The following is a 17,263-nucleotide window of genomic DNA, read 5'->3' on the forward strand; positions in this document are numbered from 1 at the left end:
CGGTTCAGCGACGAACGGGACGCTTCTGCAGTTTGCGCTGCAGGGTGCGCCGGTGCATGCCCAGGGCGCGGGCAGTGGCGGAGATGTTGCCTTCATGCTCGGTCAGCACGCGTTGGATGTGCTCCCATTGCAGGCGATCCACCGACATAGGGTTTTCCGGCACAAGGGTATCAAGGTCGGCGTGTTCTGAGAGCAAAGCGGCCAGCACGTCATCGGCGTCGGCCGGTTTGCACAGGTAGTTGCAGGCACCGCGTTTGATCGCCTCGACGGCAGTAGCAATGCTCGAGTAACCGGTGAGGATCACCACGCGCATTTCCGGGTCGAGTTCGAGCAGCTTGGGCAGCAGCACCAGGCCCGAATCGCCGTCCATTTTCAGGTCCAGCGCGGCAAAATCAGGCAGATCGGCCTGAGCGATGGTCAGGCCTTCTTCGGCAGAGCCTGCGGTGCTGACCCGAAAGCCGCGGCGGCTCATGGCGCGGGCCATGACGCGGGTGAATGTTGCGTCGTCGTCTACCAGCAACAAATGCGGCAGGTCTTCGCCTTCGACTTGGATCTCGTCACTCATGTTCGTCTCCTCGGGCGACACGGGGCAGGCGCAGCTCGGTGAGCGTACCGCCTTCCTCATGACTGTAGAGTTTCACTGAGCCGCCAGCGCGTGTCACGCTGGCCTTGCTCAAAAACAGGCCCAGGCCGAAACCTTTGCCCTTGGTGGTAAAAAACGGCTTGCCGATCTGTTCGGCAATCGCCAGCGGCACACCGGCGCCATGGTCGCGAATACTGATGGTCAGCTCGACGGAATCCCAGTTCAGCGTCACTTCCAGCCCTTCGGGGCAGGCATCGGCGGCGTTGTTCAACAAGTTCAGCAAGGCCTGGGTCAGGTCCGGCGGCGGCGCCAGACGCGGTTCATCGCCAAGTCCCAGGCGCCGCAAGCGGTAGGTTGCTTCGGGACGCATCAGATGCCAGCGGTTAAGCGCTTCATCGAGCCAGACGCTGACGCCCTGCATCTCTACCGCCAGCCGGCGATTGGCTTCGGCAGCGCGAACCAGCTGTTGCAAGGTCTCCTTGCACAGCTTTACCTGATCCTGCAGCACCCTCAAGTCATCTTGCAGCAACGGGTCGTGATGATCCTGCTGCATTTCCTTGAGCAGCACGCTCATGGTCGCCAGCGGCGTACCCAGTTCGTGAGCGGCGCCAGCGGCCTGAGTCGCCACGGCCAGCAATTGTTGATCGCGCAGACCTTCTTCCCGACGAATCGCCCGCAGTTCTTCCTGGCGGCGCAACTCTTCGGCCATCCGCGCAGCAAAGAAGGTAATCACCGCAGCGGCCAAGGCAAAACTCAGCCACATGCCGTAGATCTGCATCTTTTCCCGGTACATCGGGAATGTTTCCAGCGGGTAAAACTGCGCCAGTAACAAGGTGTACATCGCCAGCGCGATGCCCGAGAGAATCACCGAATAACGCCACGGCAGCGTGACGGCAGCGATGGTCAGCGGCACCAGGTAATAGGAAACGAACGGGTTGGTCGAACCACCGGAGAAATACAGCAGCGCACTGTGGATAAACAGGTCGCAGGCCAGTTGCACGGCGTATTCGAGCTCGGTGACCGGCCACGAAGTGCGCAAGCGGATCGCGGTAAATGCACACAGTAGCATTGAGCAGCCGAGGGTCGCCGCCAGTTGAAACCACGGCAGCGGCAACAGGTTGAACCAGTAGGCGAGCCCCACCGAACCGGCCTGAGCGGCCAGCACCAGGGTGCGGATGAACGTCAGTCGCCAGAGGTTCTGGCGAGTCGCGGAAAGCAGTTGTACGGGGGCGAGCATGAGCTCTCCTGATGAGCGCTCCAGGCGGATCGCGTCGAGTATAACCAAGCGAGGGCCCCGACAGGCAAAAGTGCGGCAAAGCGCCACAGGACATTGAAGATCCATTGTGGTGAGGGGGCTTGCCCCCGATGGACTGCGAAGCAGGCCCAAAACCTGTCGACTGGGTATATCTGGAGAACCGCGTACACAGGATTACGACTGCTTCGCAGCCGAGCGGGAGCAAGCTCCCTCGCCACAAAAGCTCTTCTGCCAAGGGGAACGGTAGGCGGTCAGATCTGTATAGAAGTTGTAATCGGGTGAACCCGACAATAAAAGCTACAGTCTGATGGTTTCACGCAGGCTTGGACCCTTACCCCTGCGCACCGCCCAAGGAGACTTCATGAACACATTGCGCCGCAGCGCCGCCCTTCTCGCCCTCAGTGCCGGCACCGTCGCCAGCCTGCCAGCGTTGGCCGCCGACGAACTTCACTACAACCAGATTGCCCTGCGCGCCGAAGTCAGTCAGGAAGTGGCCCGCGACCTGATGATCGTGACCCTCTACACCGAAGAACAAAACACCGACCCGGCGAAACTCGCCGCCGACGTCAGTACCACCATGAACAAGGCGCTGGCCCAGGCCAAACAGGTCAAGGACATCACCCTGCGCCAGGGCAGCCGTCACAGCTACCCGATCTACGACACCAAGGGCCAGAAGATCACTGGCTGGCGTGAACGTGCCGAACTGCGCCTGGAAAGCTCGAACTTCGCGGCGCTGTCCAAGCTCACCGGCGAACTGCTGACCGACCTGAAAATGGGCGGCATGGACTTCGCCATCGCCACCCCGACCCGCAAGGCCAGCGAAGATGCGCTGCTCAAGGAAGCCGTCACCGCCTTCAAGGCCCGCGCCCAACTGGCCACCGATGCACTGGGCGGCAAGGGTTACAAAATCGTCAACCTGAACCTCAACAGCAACGGCTATCCACAGCCTTACCTGCGTGCGCCGATGATGATGAAAGCCGCGGGCATGGACTCGGCACCGGTGACCCCGGATGTCGAAGCCGGCACCAGCCAGGTCAGCATGACCGCCGATGGCTCGATTGAAGTGTTGATGCCTTGAAGTTGAGGTGGGTCAGCCAGCCTTTCGCTGACTGACCCACCGCGCCCTACTTGACCTGGTACTCCGCTGGCTCCGGCACATCGAAATCATCCAGCGCCCTGTCCACCAGCAACTGCACGCGATCCACCAGCCGACAAATCGCCAGCGCCACATGGCGCCGCGAACCTTCGATCTCGAACGCCAGGTCGGCGGCCATGACTTTCACCGACGCCAGGTCTTCCGAGGCATTGGCCAACAGGCTTTCAGTGCCCACCTCAGGGGCGACACTGAATAACCGATCAGAACGCAAATCACTGAAGCGCAGTTTGGCGAGCGTCGGTTTCAGGTAGTGATCCAGTGCCCGGTGGGCAGCGTCATGGAGCTTTTTGGAATCGAGGGATTCGTACGGGGAAACGTCGTCGGGTGCGGGGGGATCGGGGATTAACTTGTCCATGCAGATGCTCCTTACTCGCAAATTGGAGCCATCTTTTGCCATTTCCACACGGCAAATAGGTGGCGGCTATACGTGGGGTGGAAAACGGGACAGTAGGACCCCGGTCAGACCGAAGTCTGCCCACGCACAGCCGCCATGACGCTTTTCTTGCCGACGAGAGAATACATCGGCAACGATTGCGGTGGTGAGGCTATACGCCTACTGAGATTCCAGGTTTCCACACCTGATCGCTGATTTTGCAGCGACAACCAAAGGTTAGGCGCAGCCCCGAACCCAGCGCAACCGCCACAACTCGTCGGAACATTCGTCCTCATGCCCTCGGCTGACAGCGCTTTTTGTAGGAGTCGCTGGTGTTGTAAACGTTAATGTCGGCATGCCAACGAATCGGATCATCCCTACACTCTTCGCCGAATCGCCCGGCATCATTTCTTGAGTCCACTCGCCACAGTCGCCCGTTTCCACGGAACGGGACACGGGCGTGACCAAACTCATCCCCAAAAGCCAACTCGCCGGCCAGCGCGGCCGGGTGCTCGACAGCAGCCAGGCGGCCTACGACCTGCGCCAGGCCCTGAGTTCTCCAGACAATTTGCAAGGCTTCGACGACCTGCTGAGCTCCGTCGGCGCCCATCGCTCCAACTACATGCAGACCGCCCATCAGAAAAAACTCATCGACGCCGTCAGCAGCGGCGACTGGGTGATGGTGGCACCACGCGTCGCCCCCGATAACGGCGGCGCCTCGTGGAATGCGTACAAGCCTAAATCCGAACCGCCACCGGCGCAGCATCTGGTCGAAGAACACGCCTTCACTCTGCCCCAACCGGTCGAATCAGGGTTTCACGTCATCCAGCGGCCGATGAGTCTCGAAACACTGGAACGCTCGCTGTACGAAAATCCGCCCAGCGATGCCTTGCGCAAAGTGTTCCGCTCGCTCAACCGGCATCTCGGCGAACAGGTGAAGCCCGGGCAGATGGTGATCTTCAGCGATCCTCGGCATTACATGTGTCGCCGGGAGGAGGCGCAATTGATGATCGCTGCAAATAAGGTCAACGAAGCGCTCAAGGACCTGAGCGATGAAGAAGCGGCATTCATGGTTGAGCATCATGAGGTGATTGAGCCGTTTCTTGAGGTGTCGGCGGGGTCGCTGGGGGTGGCTTCTTTCATGATCGGGCAACATCTGGAAACGCTGAAAATCACACTGAAACACTTCGAGGAGCTGCATCAACAGCACTACCGTCAATACGGTCACCTGCACTCACCAGAGTTCTTTGCCCAACGCAAACGCCTGATGGCAAAGCTGGATGCCAGTCTGGGACCTTTGGTGCGCAAGGGCATCGGAATTCCAGATCATCCCAAGCTCAAACGTGCGCTGGGGCTGTCGTCTCGTAGAACGATTCACCATTGGAATAAGGCAGGAGCGCCGGCGCAGTTGCCGGGTTATGCCACGAACATTGAAGGAGTAGCACGGGCCGCGAGGTTCATGCAGGCAGGAGGATATGTCGGCATCGGCTTAGCGACAGGGGCCTCAGCTATGCGAATCAATGAAGTCTGTCGCACCGGAACCGACGAAGAGTGCCGGAAGGTGAAACTCATAGAAGGAGGAAAGTTGGCCGGCAACGTTGGAGGCTCAGCCATCGCGGGTGCTTATGCCGCACCTGTCACAATGGAGTATTGTGCGGGTTTGGCGCTGAAAACTCGCGGAATTGGAGGCGTAATATGCGTCTTGGTTTTAAGTGGCGCGACAGCATCTGTTGGAGGAAATCTAGGCTCGAAAGCCCTGGAATCCGCCGGTGAAATCATTTACGAAGCTACAACGCCATGAATGAAACGAAGTTGCTTTACGCGGCTGTTGCTGTTGTCTTGTTCACGCTGATTTTTATCAACTTGGCCGTCATGGCGTACGTGAGCCTTTTCAAACTCGACGAAATTGAGTCTCACCTCACGCACTGTTATCTCGTTCAAAGCAACCGCCGGGATATGGGCAATGGCTTATACGGCCGCAGGTACAGACTCAGCCAAATCACTGCAATACTTCGCGGGCGCGCTTCGGTGTTGCTAATAAACAACCCGCAGGCACTTGAAGACATCAGGCGCTTTCCCCCGCATCTACGACGCTGGGTCATTATTCCGTTTCGAATGGCGGCTTTTTCTTTCGGCGGTGTACTTGTTCTAGGGGTATTGAGCGAATGCCTATAAAAGTCTAATAGCCGTATGGGGCCCGCACCAGCCAGTCTGGATGTCGAAGCCGGCACCAGCCAGGTCAACATGACCGCCGATGGCTCGATTGAAGTGTTGATGCCTTGAAGTTGAGGTGGGTCAGCCAGCCTTTCGCTGACTGACCCACCGCGCCCTACTTGACCTGGTACTCCGCTGGCTCCGGCACATCGAAATCATCCAGCGCCCTGTCCACCAGCAACTGCACGCGATCCACCAGCCGACAAATCGCCAGCGCCACATGGCGCCGCGAACCTTCGATCTCGAACGCCAGGTCGGCGGCCATGACTTTCACCGACGCCAGGTCTTCCGAGGCATTGGCCAACAGGCTTTCAGTGCCCACCTCAGGGGCGACACTGAATAACCGATCAGAACGCAAATCACTGAAGCGCAGTTTGGCGAGCGTCGGTTTCAGGTAGTGATCCAGTGCCCGGTGGGCAGCGTCATGGAGCTTTTTGGAATCGAGGGATTCGTACGGGGAAACGTCGTCGGGTGCGGGGGGATCGGGGATTAACTTGTCCATGCAGATGCTCCTTACTCGCAAATTGGAGCCATCTTTTGCCATTTCCACACGGCAAATAGGTGGCGGCTATACGTGGGGTGGAAAACGGGACAGTAGGACCCCGGTCAGACCGAAGTCTGCCCACGCACAGCCGCCATGACGCTTTTCTTGCCGACGAGAGAATACATCGGCAACGATTGCGGTGGTGAGGCTATACGCCTACTGAGATTCCAGGTTTCCACACCTGATCGCTGATTTTGCAGCGACAACCAAAGGTTAGGCGCAGCCCCGAACCCAGCGCAACCGCCACAACTCGTCGGAACATTCGTCCTCATGCCCTCGGCTGACAGCGCTTTTTGTAGGAGCGAACTCTGTTGTTACCGTAAATGTCGGTAACGAATGGGTGGCGGCTCCGTTTGACAGAGGCCTGTGTATGCCCAAACAGAGGGGTCCCCCTAACAAACTGATATTTCCGCGCTCCCCGTCAACAACGCTACTCTCCAGAAAAAGCCGCCGCCAAACCCTCGGGGACTCCATGGATCGAACCACCGTCAAACCGCTTCTGCTTGCCCTCACCCTCGCCACCATCGCCCCATTCGCCCAGGCCGCGACGACCCTCGTCTACTGCTCCGAAGCCAGTCCTGCCGGGTTCGACCCGAGCCAGTACACCAGCGGCACGGATTTCGATGCCTCGGCGGAAACAGTCTTCAACCGCCTGACCCAGTTCAAACGCGGTGGCACCGAAGTCGAGCCAGGATTGGCAACGAGTTGGGAGGTCTCCAAAGACGGCCTGACCTACACTTTCCACCTGCGTGACGGGGTGAAGTTTCATACCACAGACTACTTCACGCCGAGCCGCGATTTCAACGCGGACGATGTGCTGTTCACCTTCCAACGCTTGCTCGACCCCGCCAACCCATTTCGCAAGGCCTACCCCGCCGAGTCGCCGTACTTCACCGACATGGGCCTGAACACCACGATCAAGAGTGTCGACAAGGTCGACGAACACACCGTGCGCTTCAGCCTGAACAACATCGACGCCGCGTTTGTGCAGAACCTGGCGATGAGCTTCGCGTCGATCCAGTCCGCCGAGTACGCCGAGCAGTTACTCAAGGAAGGCAAAGCCGCCGACCTCAACCAGAAGCCGGTTGGCACCGGGCCCTTTGTGTTCAAGCGTTATCAGAAGGACTCGCAGATCCGCTACAGCGCCAACCGCGCCTACTGGAAACCCGAGGACGTGAAACTCGACAACCTGATTTTCTCGATCACCCCGGACGCCGCCGTGCGCCTGCAAAAGCTCAAGACCGGCGAGTGCCAGGTCAGCGGTTATCCGCGACCGGCCGACATCGAGGTGATGGAGCAGGACCCGAATCTGCGGGTGCTCAAGCAAGCCGGTTTCAACCTTGGCTTCCTGGCCTACAACGTATCCCACCCGCCACTGGATCAACTCAAGGTTCGCCAGGCGCTGGACATGGCCATCGATAAGCCGGCGATCATCAAGGCCGTCTATCAAAGTGCCGGGCAGTTGGCGCAGAACGCCCTGCCGCCAGCGCAATGGTCGTATGACCCGACCATCAAGGACGCGCCCTACGACCCGACCAAGGCAAAGGCGCTACTAAAAGAAGCAGGGGTTGCACCCGGTACTACTATCAATTTATGGGCAATGACCGTGCAGCGGGCGTCCAATCCGAACGCGCGAATGTCGGCACAGATGATTCAGCAGGACTGGGCCAAGGTCGGCATCACGGCCAACATTGTCAGCTATGAATGGGGCGAGTACATCAAGCGCGCCAAGAACGGCGAGCACGACGCGATGATCTACGGCTGGACCGGCGACAACGGTGACCCGGACAACTGGCTCGGCGTGCTCTACAGCTGCGCCGCCGTAAAAGGTAGCAACTACGCCAAGTGGTGCGACCCGGCGTACGACAAGCTGGTTCAGCAGGCCAAGGTCTCCACTGACCGTGACGAGCGGGTCAAGCTCTATCAACAGGCACAAAAAATCCTTAAGCAACAAGTGCCTATCACACCGATCGCCAACTCGACGGTTTTTCAACCTCTGCGCAAGGAAGTTTCCGACTTCAAGATCAGCCCGTTCGGCCTCACACCCTTTTATGGCGTGGGTATAAATAAGTAACACCACGCTCCGGCCGGGTGCGCCAGGCGCCCTGGCCGCACCTCAATGGTGCGTCGTTTGCACCGAGAAATACGACCGCAAACGGTCAAATGCGTCAACTTTTATACATATGCGACATTTAGGTACGTTCGTGCCACTGTTTAAGGCTTGTAGCTCCCCGGCATCTTGCATTGGGTATGGGCCCTGCATAAGTATCGGCAGGTCGACTCACGAGGTCGTCCTCTAATTCCAAAAATGACAACAAATCATGAGGCCACCATGCTTAAACACGCGGTCATTCCGTTTTTAGTCGGCGCAAGCTTGTTAGCTAGCGCACCTTTCGCCCAAGCGGCGACTAACCTGGTGTTTTGCTCCGAAGGGAGCCCGGCCGGTTTTGATCCTGGTCAGTACACCACCGGAACCGACTTCGACGCCTCAGCAGAAACCATGTTCAACCGTTTGAGCCAGTTCGAACGTGGCGGCACCGCCGTTGTTCCTGGCCTGGCCACCAGCTGGGACATTTCCCCCGATGGCCTGACTTACACCTTCCATCTGCGCGATGGGGTGAAGTTCCACACCACGCCGTATTTCACGCCGACCCGTAACTTCAACGCCGACGACGTGCTGTTCACCTTCAATCGCATGATTAACAAGGATGACCCGTTCCGTAAGGCGTACCCGACCGAATTCCCGTACTTCACCGACATGGGGATGGACACCAACATCACCAAGATCGATAAAGTCGACGATCACACCGTCAAGTTCACCCTCAAGGAAGTTGATGCCGCGTTCATCCAGAACATGGCCATGAGCTTCGCTTCGATCCAGTCCGCCGAGTACGCTGCCCAGCTGCTCAAGGAAGGCAAAGCCGCCGACATCAACCAGAAGCCGGTCGGCACTGGTCCGTTCGTGTTCAAGAGCTACCAGAAAGACTCCAACATCCGCTACACCGGGAACAAGGACTACTGGAAGCCTGACGACGTCAAGATCGACAACCTGATCTTTGCCATCACCACCGACCCGTCGGTACGTATTCAGAAGCTGAAAAAGAACGAGTGCCAGATCACCCTGTTCCCACGCCCGGCTGACCTGAAGGCGCTGAAAGAAGACAAGACCCTGAAGGTGCCTGACCAGGCTGGTTTCAACCTGGGTTACATCGCCTACAACGTGATGGACAAGATCAAGGGCAGCGATCAGCCAAACCCGATGGCTCAACTGAAAGTGCGTCAGGCACTGGACATGGCCGTCAACAAGCAGCAGATCATCGACTCGGTTTACCAGGGTGCGGGTCAACTGGCGGTCAACGCCATGCCGCCAACCCAGTGGTCCTACGACACCACCATCAAGGATGCGCCATACAACCCTGAGAAAGCCAAACAGCTGCTCAAGGAAGCCGGCATCAAGGAAGGCACCGAGATCAACCTGTGGGCGATGCCGGTGCAGCGTCCTTACAACCCGAACGCCAAGCTGATGGCTGAAATGCTGCAGTCCGACTGGGCCAAGATCGGTATCAAGGCCAAGATCGTGACCTATGAGTGGGGCGAGTACATCAAGCGCTCCAAAGGCGGCGAAAACGGCGCGATGCTGATTGGCTGGAGCGGCGACAACGGTGACCCGGACAACTGGCTGAACGTGCTGTTCGGCTGCGATTCGCTGCAGGGCAACAACTTCTCCAAATGGTGTGACAAGAAGTTTGACGGCATCGTGAAAGAAGCCAAGCGCACCACCGATCAGGCCAAGCGCACCGAACTGTACAAACAGGCGCAACACGTCCTCAAAGACGCCGTTCCAATGACACCTATCGCTCACTCGACGGTGTTCCAACCCATGCGCGACAACGTGCAGGACTTCAAGATCAGCCCGTTTGGCTTGAACTCCTTCTACGGAGTCAGCGTCAGCAAATAAGGTTTTGCAACGGTGACGTCCCTGACGTCGCCGTTGCCTTATCTGCCAAGACAGCTGGAATTCGCCTACTTCCCAAACCACTGCGGACCACTGCAGCGGGCTTAGGACGTGTCGCCTTTTCCTACCTGTTTTTCAGGCCTTACGCATTTACCGCCTGACCTTCGACTCATACCGTCGGGGTACGGCCGTTTTTTCGCTGCGGCTGGCAACTGCTGACCCCATGGCTTTGGATCAGTGATGTCTGCACGTCCCAGGACGGGACGACGACTCACTGTTTAACACCTAAAAAGAGAGGGAGCGTTATGCGCCATACCTTGGTTTTATCCGCATTACTGGGCACCGGTCTGTTGGCCGCCACGTCAATCAGCCAGGCCGCCAATAACAGCCTGGTGTTTTGCTCTGAAGGCAGCCCGGCGGGCTTCGACACCGCGCAGTACACCACTGCGACCGATAACGACGCCGCCGAACCGTTGTACAACCGGCTGGCCGAGTTCGAAAAAGGCTCCACCAATGTCGTACCGGGCCTGGCCACACGTTGGGATATTTCCGAGGATGGTCTCAAGTACACGTTCCACCTGCGCGAAGGGGTGAAATTTCACACCACCCAGTACTTCACACCGAGCCGCGACTTCAACGCCGACGATGTGCTGTTCACCTTCAATCGCATGCTCGATACCGAGCACCCATTCCGCAAGGCTTACCCGACCGAGTTTCCGTACTTCAACGGGATGAGCCTGAACAAGAACATCGCCAAGGTCGAGAAGACCGGGCCGTTGACCGTGGTCATGACCCTGAACTCGGTAGACGCCGCGTTCATTCAGAACATCGCCATGAGTTTCGCCGCGATTCTTTCCGCCGAATACGCCGACCAGCTGCTCGCGTCCGGCAAGCCGAGCGACATCAACCAGAAGCCGGTCGGCACCGGGCCGTTCGTGTTCAAGAGCTACCAGAAAGACTCCAACATCCGTTACACCGGCAACAAGCAGTACTGGGACCCGAGCCGGGTCAAGCTCGACCAGCTGATTTTCGCCATCAACACCGATGCGTCGGTGCGCGTGCAGAAGCTCAGGAAAAACGAGTGCCAGATCACCCTGCACCCACGTCCGGCCGATGTCGACGCGCTGAAAAACGACCCCAAGCTGCAACTGATCGAGAAGCCCGGTTTCAACCTTGGCTACATCGCCTACAACGTGCAGCACAAACCCTTCGACCAGCTCGAAGTACGCCAGGCATTGGACATGGCGGTGAACAAGCAGGGGATTCTCAAGGCGGTGTACCAGGGCGCCGGCCAACTGGCGGTCAACGCCATGCCACCGACCCAGTGGTCCTATGACGAAACCATCAAGGACGCCGCCTACAACCCGGAAAAAGCCAAGGAATTGCTCAAGGCTGCCGGGGTCAAGGAAGGCACCGAGATCACTCTCTGGGCCATGCCGGTCCAGCGCCCGTACAACCCGAACGCCAAGCTGATGGCTGAGATGCTGCAGTCGGACTGGGCGAAAATCGGCCTGAAAGTAAAGATCGTCAGCTACGAATGGGGCGAGTACATCAAGCGCACCAAGAATGGCGAACACGACATCAGCCTGATCGGCTGGACCGGCGACAACGGGGACCCGGACAACTGGCTGGGCACCCTGTACAGCTGCGACGCGATTGGCGGCAACAACTACTCCATGTGGTGTGACCCGCAATACGACAAGCTGATCAAGCAGGCCAAGATTGTCACCGACCGTGAGCAACGCACGGAGCTCTACAAACAGGCTCAGCAATTGCTCAAGCAGCAAGTGCCGATCACGCCTGTCGCCCACTCGACGGTCAACCAGCCGTTGAGCGCCAAAGTCGAAGGATTCAAGGTCAGCCCCTTCGGCCGTAACGTCTTCTCGGGTGTCAGCATCGACCAATAACTGATTAGCCAAAAACCTGAGGGCGATTTTCGCCCTCACGCAAAGGTGTTGCCTGAATTCGGCGAACACGCCAAATGCAAACGTTTGCGATGCGTGAATGAGTTCAAAACCAAATAGCCGGATCACCAAAAAAGACCGGCATTAAAAAAAGAAAGAAAGGAGCTTCACCCATGAAACTGAGCAGCACCGCGTTATTGGCCTTGGCCATCAGCAGCATCACGGCTACCGCCTACGCTGAACCTGCAAGCCAGGATTTCGTTCCAACTACCCTGGCCGGCACCAGCGCCCAAAGCGAGGCCAAAGGCTTTATCGATGGACAAAGCCTGGGCGGCACTACCCGTAACTGGTACGCCAACGAGCTGAAACGTCGTGACGACCGCTTCAGCTACAAGCCAAACAGCGTGAAGGACGATCCAAACGCTCCCAAGACGCCGACTCCCCGTCGTATCAACTGGGTCCAGGGCACCATCGTCAACTACACCTCGGGCTTCACCCAAGGCACCGTTGGTGTCAGCACCGAAGTGGCAGCCTACAACGCCATCGCGCTGGACCGTGATCGCAAGGACATCGCCGGTGGCTCCAACCGTACCCTGGCAAACTCGACCGGCGATGCCGTAGACCAGTGGAGCAAATTGGGTCTGGCCAACGTCAAGTTCCGTGTGGCGAACACCACCTTGACCGCCGGTCGCCAGAATTTCAGCACGCCAATCGTCGACGTGATCGGCAACCGTCCGCTGCCTTCGAGCTTTGAAGGTATCAGCCTGCACAGCGAAGAATTCAACAACCTGTCGTTTGACCTGGCCGGGTTTGACCGCGTTTCGCCACGGACCGAGCAGAGCCTGTCGAAATTTCGCTCCGAGTATTCCGCCACTGGTGTTGAAACCGACAAGGTCTACACCGCAGGTGTGAACTACCAGCCGTTCAAGAGCCTGAAGACCAGCCTGTATGGCGCCAATGTCGAAGACTTCTGGAACCAGTACTACTTCGGCGCCACCCACGAACTGGGTGACAGCCAGATCGTCAGCCTGACCACTGGCCTGAACTATTACAAAACCAAAGACACCGGCAAAAAGCTGATGGGTGACATCGACAACGATACCTACTCGCTGTCGTTCGGCCTGACTCACCAGGCACACAGCCTGACCTTCTCCTACCAGGAAGTGAACGGCAACGAGTACTTCGACTACCTGCACGAAACCAACGGCATCTACCTGGCCAACTCCCTGCTGTCCGACTTCAACGGCCCGAACGAGAAGTCCTTCCAGATCGCCTATGGCCTCAACATGGCCGAATACGGCGTACCAGGCCTGAAGTTCAACATCTACCAGGCACGCGGCTGGGGCATTGACGGTACACACTACCGTGGCACTGCCTACACCGATCCAGGCGCACAACGTGGCGACCTGAGCCTGATGAACGGCGAAACACACTACGAATACGGCATCGGTGCTTCGTATGCCGTGCAGAGCGGCCCACTCAAGGCCACCGCCATTCGCGCGACCTACACCACGCACCGCGCCAGCGAGCACCAGGCTGACGGCAACATCAACGAGTTCCGTCTCGTGACCACCATCCCGTTCAACATTCTGTAAAAGCGCTGCCAAACGGCTGACTCACGATGAGTCGGCCGTCTGGTTTTTTCCTGTTCAACCGATTGCAGAGGGCTCTTGATGAAAATGCTACCCCTACGTGCGGCCATCGCCGCCGCGCTGCTGAGTGTCGCTATTGGCGCCTCGGCCAAACCCTTGGTGGTCTGTACCGAAGCCAGCCCGGAAGGCTTCGATATGGTCCAGTACACGACTGCAGTCACAGCCGATGCGGTGGCCGAAACCATCTTCAACCGTCTGGCGGACTTCAAGCCCGGCACCACTGAAGTGATTCCGGCACTGGCCGACTCCTGGGACATCAGCGAGGACGGTCTGACCTACACGTTCCACCTGCGCAAAGGCGTCAAGTTTCACACCACCGAATACTTCAAGCCGACCCGCGACATGAATGCCGACGACGTGGTCTGGAGTTTCCAGCGTCAGCTGGACCCGAACCACCCGTGGCACACCAAGTCGAGCGTGGGCTTCCCGTACTTTGAAAGCATGGGCTTCAAAGAGCTGCTCAAGAGTGTCGAGAAGGTTGACGACAACACGGTCAAATTCACCCTGACCCGCCGTGAAGCGCCGTTCCTGGCGGACATCGCCATGGCCTTCTCCTCGATCTACCCTGCCGAGTACGCCGATCAGTTGCTCAAGGCCGGCAAAACCGGTGACCTGAACAACAAACCGGTCGGTACCGGCCCGTTCATCTTCCAGCGTTACGCCAAGGATGCGCAGGTTCGCTTCAAGGCCAACCCGGAGTACTTCCGTGGCAAGCCACCGGCTGACGCGCTGATTCTGGCCATCGCCACCGACAACAACGTTCGCCTGCAAAAGCTCAAGGCCAACGAGTGCCAGATCGCCCTCTACCCGAAACCGGATGATATCCAGAGCATCAAGGCTGACCAGAACCTGAAGGTCGATGAAATAGCGGCCATGACCACCAGCTACACCGCTCTGAACACCACACGCAAATACATGAGCGATGCACGAGTTCGCCATGCAATCAATATCGCTTTCGACAAGGAGGCCTACACTGATGCCTTGTACGGTAAAGGCAACGCAGTGGTCGGCACCGGCCCATATCCGCCGACCCTGCTAGGCTTCAACGACACGTTGACGAACCCTCCACGTGACCTCGACAAGGCGCGTGCACTGCTCAAGGAAGCCGGTGTGCCGGAAGGTACGGTGTTCACCCTGTTCACGCGCAACGGCGGCGGACCGACCAATCCGAACCCGATGCTCGGTGCACAAATGATGCAGTCGGACCTGGCCAGGATCGGTATAAAGGTCGATATCCGCGTGATGGAATGGGGCGAGATGCTCAAACGTGCCAAGAACGGGGAACACGACATGGTCTCGGCTGGCTGGGCGGGAGATAACGGAGATCCGGACAACTTCCTGACTCCGAACCTGAGTTGCGAGGCTGCAAAAAACGGCGAGAACTACGCCCGCTGGTGCAACAAATCGTTCCAGGACCTGATCGACAAGGCTCGCGCCGGCACCGACTCTGGGGAACGGAAAAAACTCTACGAGCAGTCCCAGACGGTTTTCGACAAGGAGCAGCCATGGATTCCAATGGCTTACCCGAAAATATTTACCGCCATGCGTAAAAACGTCGAGGGCTTCCACCAGAGCCCCCTGACCACAAACAACTTCGCTACTACCGAAGTGAAGTAGATAAGAAAACGCCCGGCAACGTTGACCCAACGCTGCCGGGAACGCCTAACCGGCTGATGAGGTACACCACAAGATGTTTAGTTTTATTGCCCGCCGATTGGGATTATTGATCCCCACGTTCTTCGGCATCACCTTGCTGACTTTCGCGTTGATTCGCATGATTCCCGGCGACCCCGTGGAAGTCATGATGGGCGAACGTCGGGTCGATCCCGAAATGCATGCTCAGGCAATGGAACGCCTTGGTCTGAACAAACCGTTGTATGCCCAATACCTGGACTACATCGGCAAACTGGCCCACGGCGACCTGGGTGAATCCCTGCGGACCCGTGAAAGCGTATGGACTGAATTCACCTCGCTGTTCCCCGCCACCCTGGAACTGTCCATGGCAGCCCTACTGTTCGCCGGCGTTCTCGGCCTGCTGGCCGGGGTGATCGCGGCGCTGAAGCGAGGGTCCCTGTTCGACCATGGGGTGATGGGCATCTCCCTTGCCGGGTATTCGATGCCGATTTTCTGGTGGGGCCTGATTCTCATCATGTTCTTCTCCGTATCCCTGGGCGTGACCCCGGTGTCCGGGCGGATCGACCTGCTGTATGACATCGAGCCAAGAACCGGCTTCATGCTCATCGACACCCTGCTGGCCAATGACACCGGCGCGTTCTTCGACGCCCTGCACCACCTGATTCTTCCGGCCATCGTGCTCGGCACCATCCCGCTGGCGGTGATCGCCCGGATGACCCGTTCCTCGATGCTCGAAGTCCTGCGTGAAGACTACATCCGCACCGCCCGGGCCAAAGGCCTGTCGCCGTCGCGCGTAGTGTTCGTTCACGGCCTGCGCAACGCCTTGATCCCGGTACTGACCGTGGTCGGCCTACAGGTCGGCACATTGCTGGCCGGTGCGGTCCTGACCGAAACCATCTTCTCGTGGCCCGGTATCGGCAAATGGCTGATCGAAGCCATTGGCGCCCGGGACTACCCCGTGGTGCAAAACGGAATTCTGTTAATCGCCTGCCTGGTGATTCTGGTCAACTTTGTAGTGGATATTCTTTATGGCTTCGCAAACCCACGCATCCGTCACCAGCGCTGAGACCCTACGTATGAGTACTCCAACTACCGCCGTAGCAGTCGACCAAAGCCTGCTTTATCCGTCGCCGTACAAAGAGTTCTGGCAAGCGTTCTCCAAGAACAAGGGCGCCGTCGCCGGCCTGTTGTTCATGCTGCTGGTTATTTTTTGCGCGATTTTCGCCCCATGGGTTGCTCCGCATAACCCGAGCGAGCAGTTCCGCGACTTCCTGCTGACCCCACCGGCCTGGCTGGCAAACGGGCAGATGCAATTCCTGCTCGGCACCGATGAGCTGGGACGCGACCTGCTGTCGCGCCTGATCCATGGTTCGCGCCTGTCCTTGCTGATCGGCCTGTCGTCGGTGGTCATGTCGCTGATTCCGGGGATCCTGCTGGGTCTGTTCGCCGGGTTCTTCCCACGCCTGCTGGGCCCGACCATCATGCGCCTGATGGACATCATGCTGGCCCTGCCGTCCTTGCTGCTGGCTGTGGCGATCGTCGCCATCCTCGGCCCTGGCCTGATCAACACCGTGATCGCTATCGCCGTGGTGTCCCTGCCGGCCTACGTTCGTCTGACCCGCGCTGCGGTCATGGGCGAACTGAACCGCGACTACGTGACCGCCGCGCGCCTGGCCGGTGCCGGTCTGCCGCGCCTGATGTTCATCACCGTGCTGCCCAACTGCATGGCGCCGCTGATCGTTCAGGCAACCCTGAGCTTCTCCTCGGCGATTCTCGATGCCGCGGCACTGGGCTTCCTCGGCCTTGGCGTACAACCGCCAACCCCTGAGTGGGGCACCATGCTGGCTTCAGCTCGCGACTACATCGAACGCGCCTGGTGGGTCGTCAGCCTGCCTGGCTTGACCATTTTGCTCAGCGTGCTGGCAATCAACCTGATGGGCGACGGCCTGCGCGATGCGCTGGACCCGAAACTCAAGAACGCCGCCTGAGGAG

The 17,263-nt window shown here is 58.6% G+C and carries 14 protein-coding genes and 1 pseudogene; 11 read left to right on the top strand and 4 right to left on the bottom strand.

Going from position 1 to position 17,263, the window contains the following annotated elements:
* Positions 1-4 precede the first annotated feature (4 nt).
* Both AC3WK5_RS24810 and AC3WK5_RS24815 read right to left on the bottom strand, forming a co-directional pair.
* On the bottom strand, positions 5-565 hold the full coding sequence (locus AC3WK5_RS24810; protein WP_103315781.1) for a response regulator transcription factor: 561 nt from the start codon (positions 563-565) through the stop codon (positions 5-7).
* The gene (locus AC3WK5_RS24815) at positions 558-1,820 is read right to left on the bottom strand and encodes an ATP-binding protein (RefSeq protein WP_103315782.1); all 1,263 of its coding nucleotides are present in this window, start codon (positions 1,818-1,820) and stop codon (positions 558-560) included. The genes AC3WK5_RS24810 and AC3WK5_RS24815 overlap by 8 nt, the downstream gene beginning before the upstream one ends.
* A 379-nt stretch (positions 1,821-2,199) precedes the next feature.
* Between AC3WK5_RS24815 and AC3WK5_RS24820 the strand changes: the two genes are divergently transcribed.
* Entirely contained in the window at positions 2,200-2,916 is a 717-nt protein-coding gene (locus AC3WK5_RS24820; protein WP_103315783.1) for an SIMPL domain-containing protein, read from the top strand.
* A 46-nt stretch (positions 2,917-2,962) separates the two neighbouring features.
* Here the strand turns inward: AC3WK5_RS24820 and AC3WK5_RS24825 are convergent, their stop codons facing one another.
* Positions 2,963-3,349, bottom strand: a complete 387-nt coding sequence (locus AC3WK5_RS24825) for a DUF6124 family protein (RefSeq protein WP_103315784.1) — start codon at positions 3,347-3,349, stop codon at positions 2,963-2,965.
* Positions 3,350-3,827: 478 nt separating this feature from the next.
* Here AC3WK5_RS24825 and AC3WK5_RS24830 point away from each other — a divergent pair, with 478 nt between their 5' ends.
* The 3 genes and pseudogenes from AC3WK5_RS24830 to AC3WK5_RS24840 form a co-directional block, all read left to right on the top strand.
* Complete coding sequence (locus tag AC3WK5_RS24830; protein ID WP_103315785.1) at positions 3,828-5,168, top strand: hypothetical protein; 1,341 nt, start codon at positions 3,828-3,830, stop codon at positions 5,166-5,168.
* Complete coding sequence (locus AC3WK5_RS24835; protein WP_054594025.1) at positions 5,165-5,542, top strand: hypothetical protein; 378 nt, start codon at positions 5,165-5,167, stop codon at positions 5,540-5,542. Before AC3WK5_RS24830 ends, AC3WK5_RS24835 begins: the two co-directional genes overlap by 4 nt.
* A gap of 24 nt (positions 5,543-5,566) precedes the next feature.
* Positions 5,567-5,650 (top strand): annotated as a pseudogene (locus AC3WK5_RS24840) (SIMPL domain-containing protein); the annotation flags it as partial.
* Positions 5,651-5,696: 46 nt separating this feature from the next.
* Here AC3WK5_RS24840 and AC3WK5_RS24845 read toward each other — a convergent pair.
* Positions 5,697-6,083, bottom strand: coding sequence for a DUF6124 family protein (locus AC3WK5_RS24845; protein WP_103315784.1), 387 nt, complete (start codon positions 6,081-6,083; stop codon positions 5,697-5,699).
* Positions 6,084-6,597: 514 nt separating this feature from the next.
* Between AC3WK5_RS24845 and AC3WK5_RS24850 the strand changes: the two genes are divergently transcribed.
* The 7 genes from AC3WK5_RS24850 (at position 6,598) to AC3WK5_RS24880 (ending at position 17,259) form a co-directional block, all read left to right on the top strand.
* Positions 6,598-8,199 carry an ABC transporter substrate-binding protein gene (locus AC3WK5_RS24850; protein ID WP_103315786.1) on the top strand — a complete coding sequence of 534 codons (1,602 nt, stop codon included), beginning with the start codon at positions 6,598-6,600 and terminating at the stop codon, positions 8,197-8,199.
* A 258-nt stretch (positions 8,200-8,457) separates the two neighbouring features.
* The gene (locus tag AC3WK5_RS24855; protein ID WP_054594027.1) at positions 8,458-10,083 is read left to right on the top strand and encodes an ABC transporter substrate-binding protein; all 1,626 of its coding nucleotides are present in this window, start codon (positions 8,458-8,460) and stop codon (positions 10,081-10,083) included.
* A gap of 302 nt (positions 10,084-10,385) precedes the next feature.
* Positions 10,386-11,987 carry an ABC transporter substrate-binding protein gene (locus AC3WK5_RS24860; protein ID WP_103315787.1) on the top strand — a complete coding sequence of 534 codons (1,602 nt, stop codon included), beginning with the start codon at positions 10,386-10,388 and terminating at the stop codon, positions 11,985-11,987.
* Between the two features lie 170 nt (positions 11,988-12,157).
* Positions 12,158-13,579, top strand: a complete 1,422-nt coding sequence (locus tag AC3WK5_RS24865; RefSeq protein ID WP_103315788.1) for an OprD family porin — start codon at positions 12,158-12,160, stop codon at positions 13,577-13,579.
* A gap of 78 nt (positions 13,580-13,657) precedes the next feature.
* The gene (locus AC3WK5_RS24870; RefSeq protein WP_103315789.1) at positions 13,658-15,253 is read left to right on the top strand and encodes an ABC transporter substrate-binding protein; all 1,596 of its coding nucleotides are present in this window, start codon (positions 13,658-13,660) and stop codon (positions 15,251-15,253) included.
* A gap of 73 nt (positions 15,254-15,326) precedes the next feature.
* Positions 15,327-16,337: an ABC transporter permease subunit gene (locus AC3WK5_RS24875; protein WP_103315790.1), complete on the top strand. Its 1,011-nt coding sequence runs from the start codon at positions 15,327-15,329 to the stop codon at positions 16,335-16,337.
* A 10-nt stretch (positions 16,338-16,347) separates the two neighbouring features.
* Complete coding sequence (locus AC3WK5_RS24880) at positions 16,348-17,259, top strand: ABC transporter permease subunit (protein ID WP_054594032.1); 912 nt, start codon at positions 16,348-16,350, stop codon at positions 17,257-17,259.
* Positions 17,260-17,263 lie beyond the last annotated feature (4 nt).

Source organism: Pseudomonas sp. FW306-02-D09B, assembly GCF_058782685.1.

What these genes read in the sequence shown, in the direction of transcription:
- AC3WK5_RS24855 (WP_054594027.1), top strand. Translation starts at nt 8,458, where the DNA reads ATGCTTAAACACGCGGTCATTCCGTTTTTAGTCGGCGCAAGCTTGTTA.
- AC3WK5_RS24845 (WP_103315784.1), bottom strand. Translation starts at nt 6,083, where the DNA reads ATGGACAAGTTAATCCCCGATCCCCCCGCACCCGACGACGTTTCCCCG.
- AC3WK5_RS24810 (WP_103315781.1), bottom strand. Translation starts at nt 565, where the DNA reads ATGAGTGACGAGATCCAAGTCGAAGGCGAAGACCTGCCGCATTTGTTG.
- AC3WK5_RS24850 (WP_103315786.1), top strand. Translation starts at nt 6,598, where the DNA reads ATGGATCGAACCACCGTCAAACCGCTTCTGCTTGCCCTCACCCTCGCC.
- AC3WK5_RS24875 (WP_103315790.1), top strand. Translation starts at nt 15,327, where the DNA reads ATGTTTAGTTTTATTGCCCGCCGATTGGGATTATTGATCCCCACGTTC.
- AC3WK5_RS24820 (WP_103315783.1), top strand. Translation starts at nt 2,200, where the DNA reads ATGAACACATTGCGCCGCAGCGCCGCCCTTCTCGCCCTCAGTGCCGGC.
- AC3WK5_RS24865 (WP_103315788.1), top strand. Translation starts at nt 12,158, where the DNA reads ATGAAACTGAGCAGCACCGCGTTATTGGCCTTGGCCATCAGCAGCATC.
- AC3WK5_RS24860 (WP_103315787.1), top strand. Translation starts at nt 10,386, where the DNA reads ATGCGCCATACCTTGGTTTTATCCGCATTACTGGGCACCGGTCTGTTG.
- AC3WK5_RS24815 (WP_103315782.1), bottom strand. Translation starts at nt 1,820, where the DNA reads ATGCTCGCCCCCGTACAACTGCTTTCCGCGACTCGCCAGAACCTCTGG.
- AC3WK5_RS24835 (WP_054594025.1), top strand. Translation starts at nt 5,165, where the DNA reads ATGAATGAAACGAAGTTGCTTTACGCGGCTGTTGCTGTTGTCTTGTTC.
- AC3WK5_RS24825 (WP_103315784.1), bottom strand. Translation starts at nt 3,349, where the DNA reads ATGGACAAGTTAATCCCCGATCCCCCCGCACCCGACGACGTTTCCCCG.
- AC3WK5_RS24870 (WP_103315789.1), top strand. Translation starts at nt 13,658, where the DNA reads ATGAAAATGCTACCCCTACGTGCGGCCATCGCCGCCGCGCTGCTGAGT.
- AC3WK5_RS24880 (WP_054594032.1), top strand. Translation starts at nt 16,348, where the DNA reads ATGAGTACTCCAACTACCGCCGTAGCAGTCGACCAAAGCCTGCTTTAT.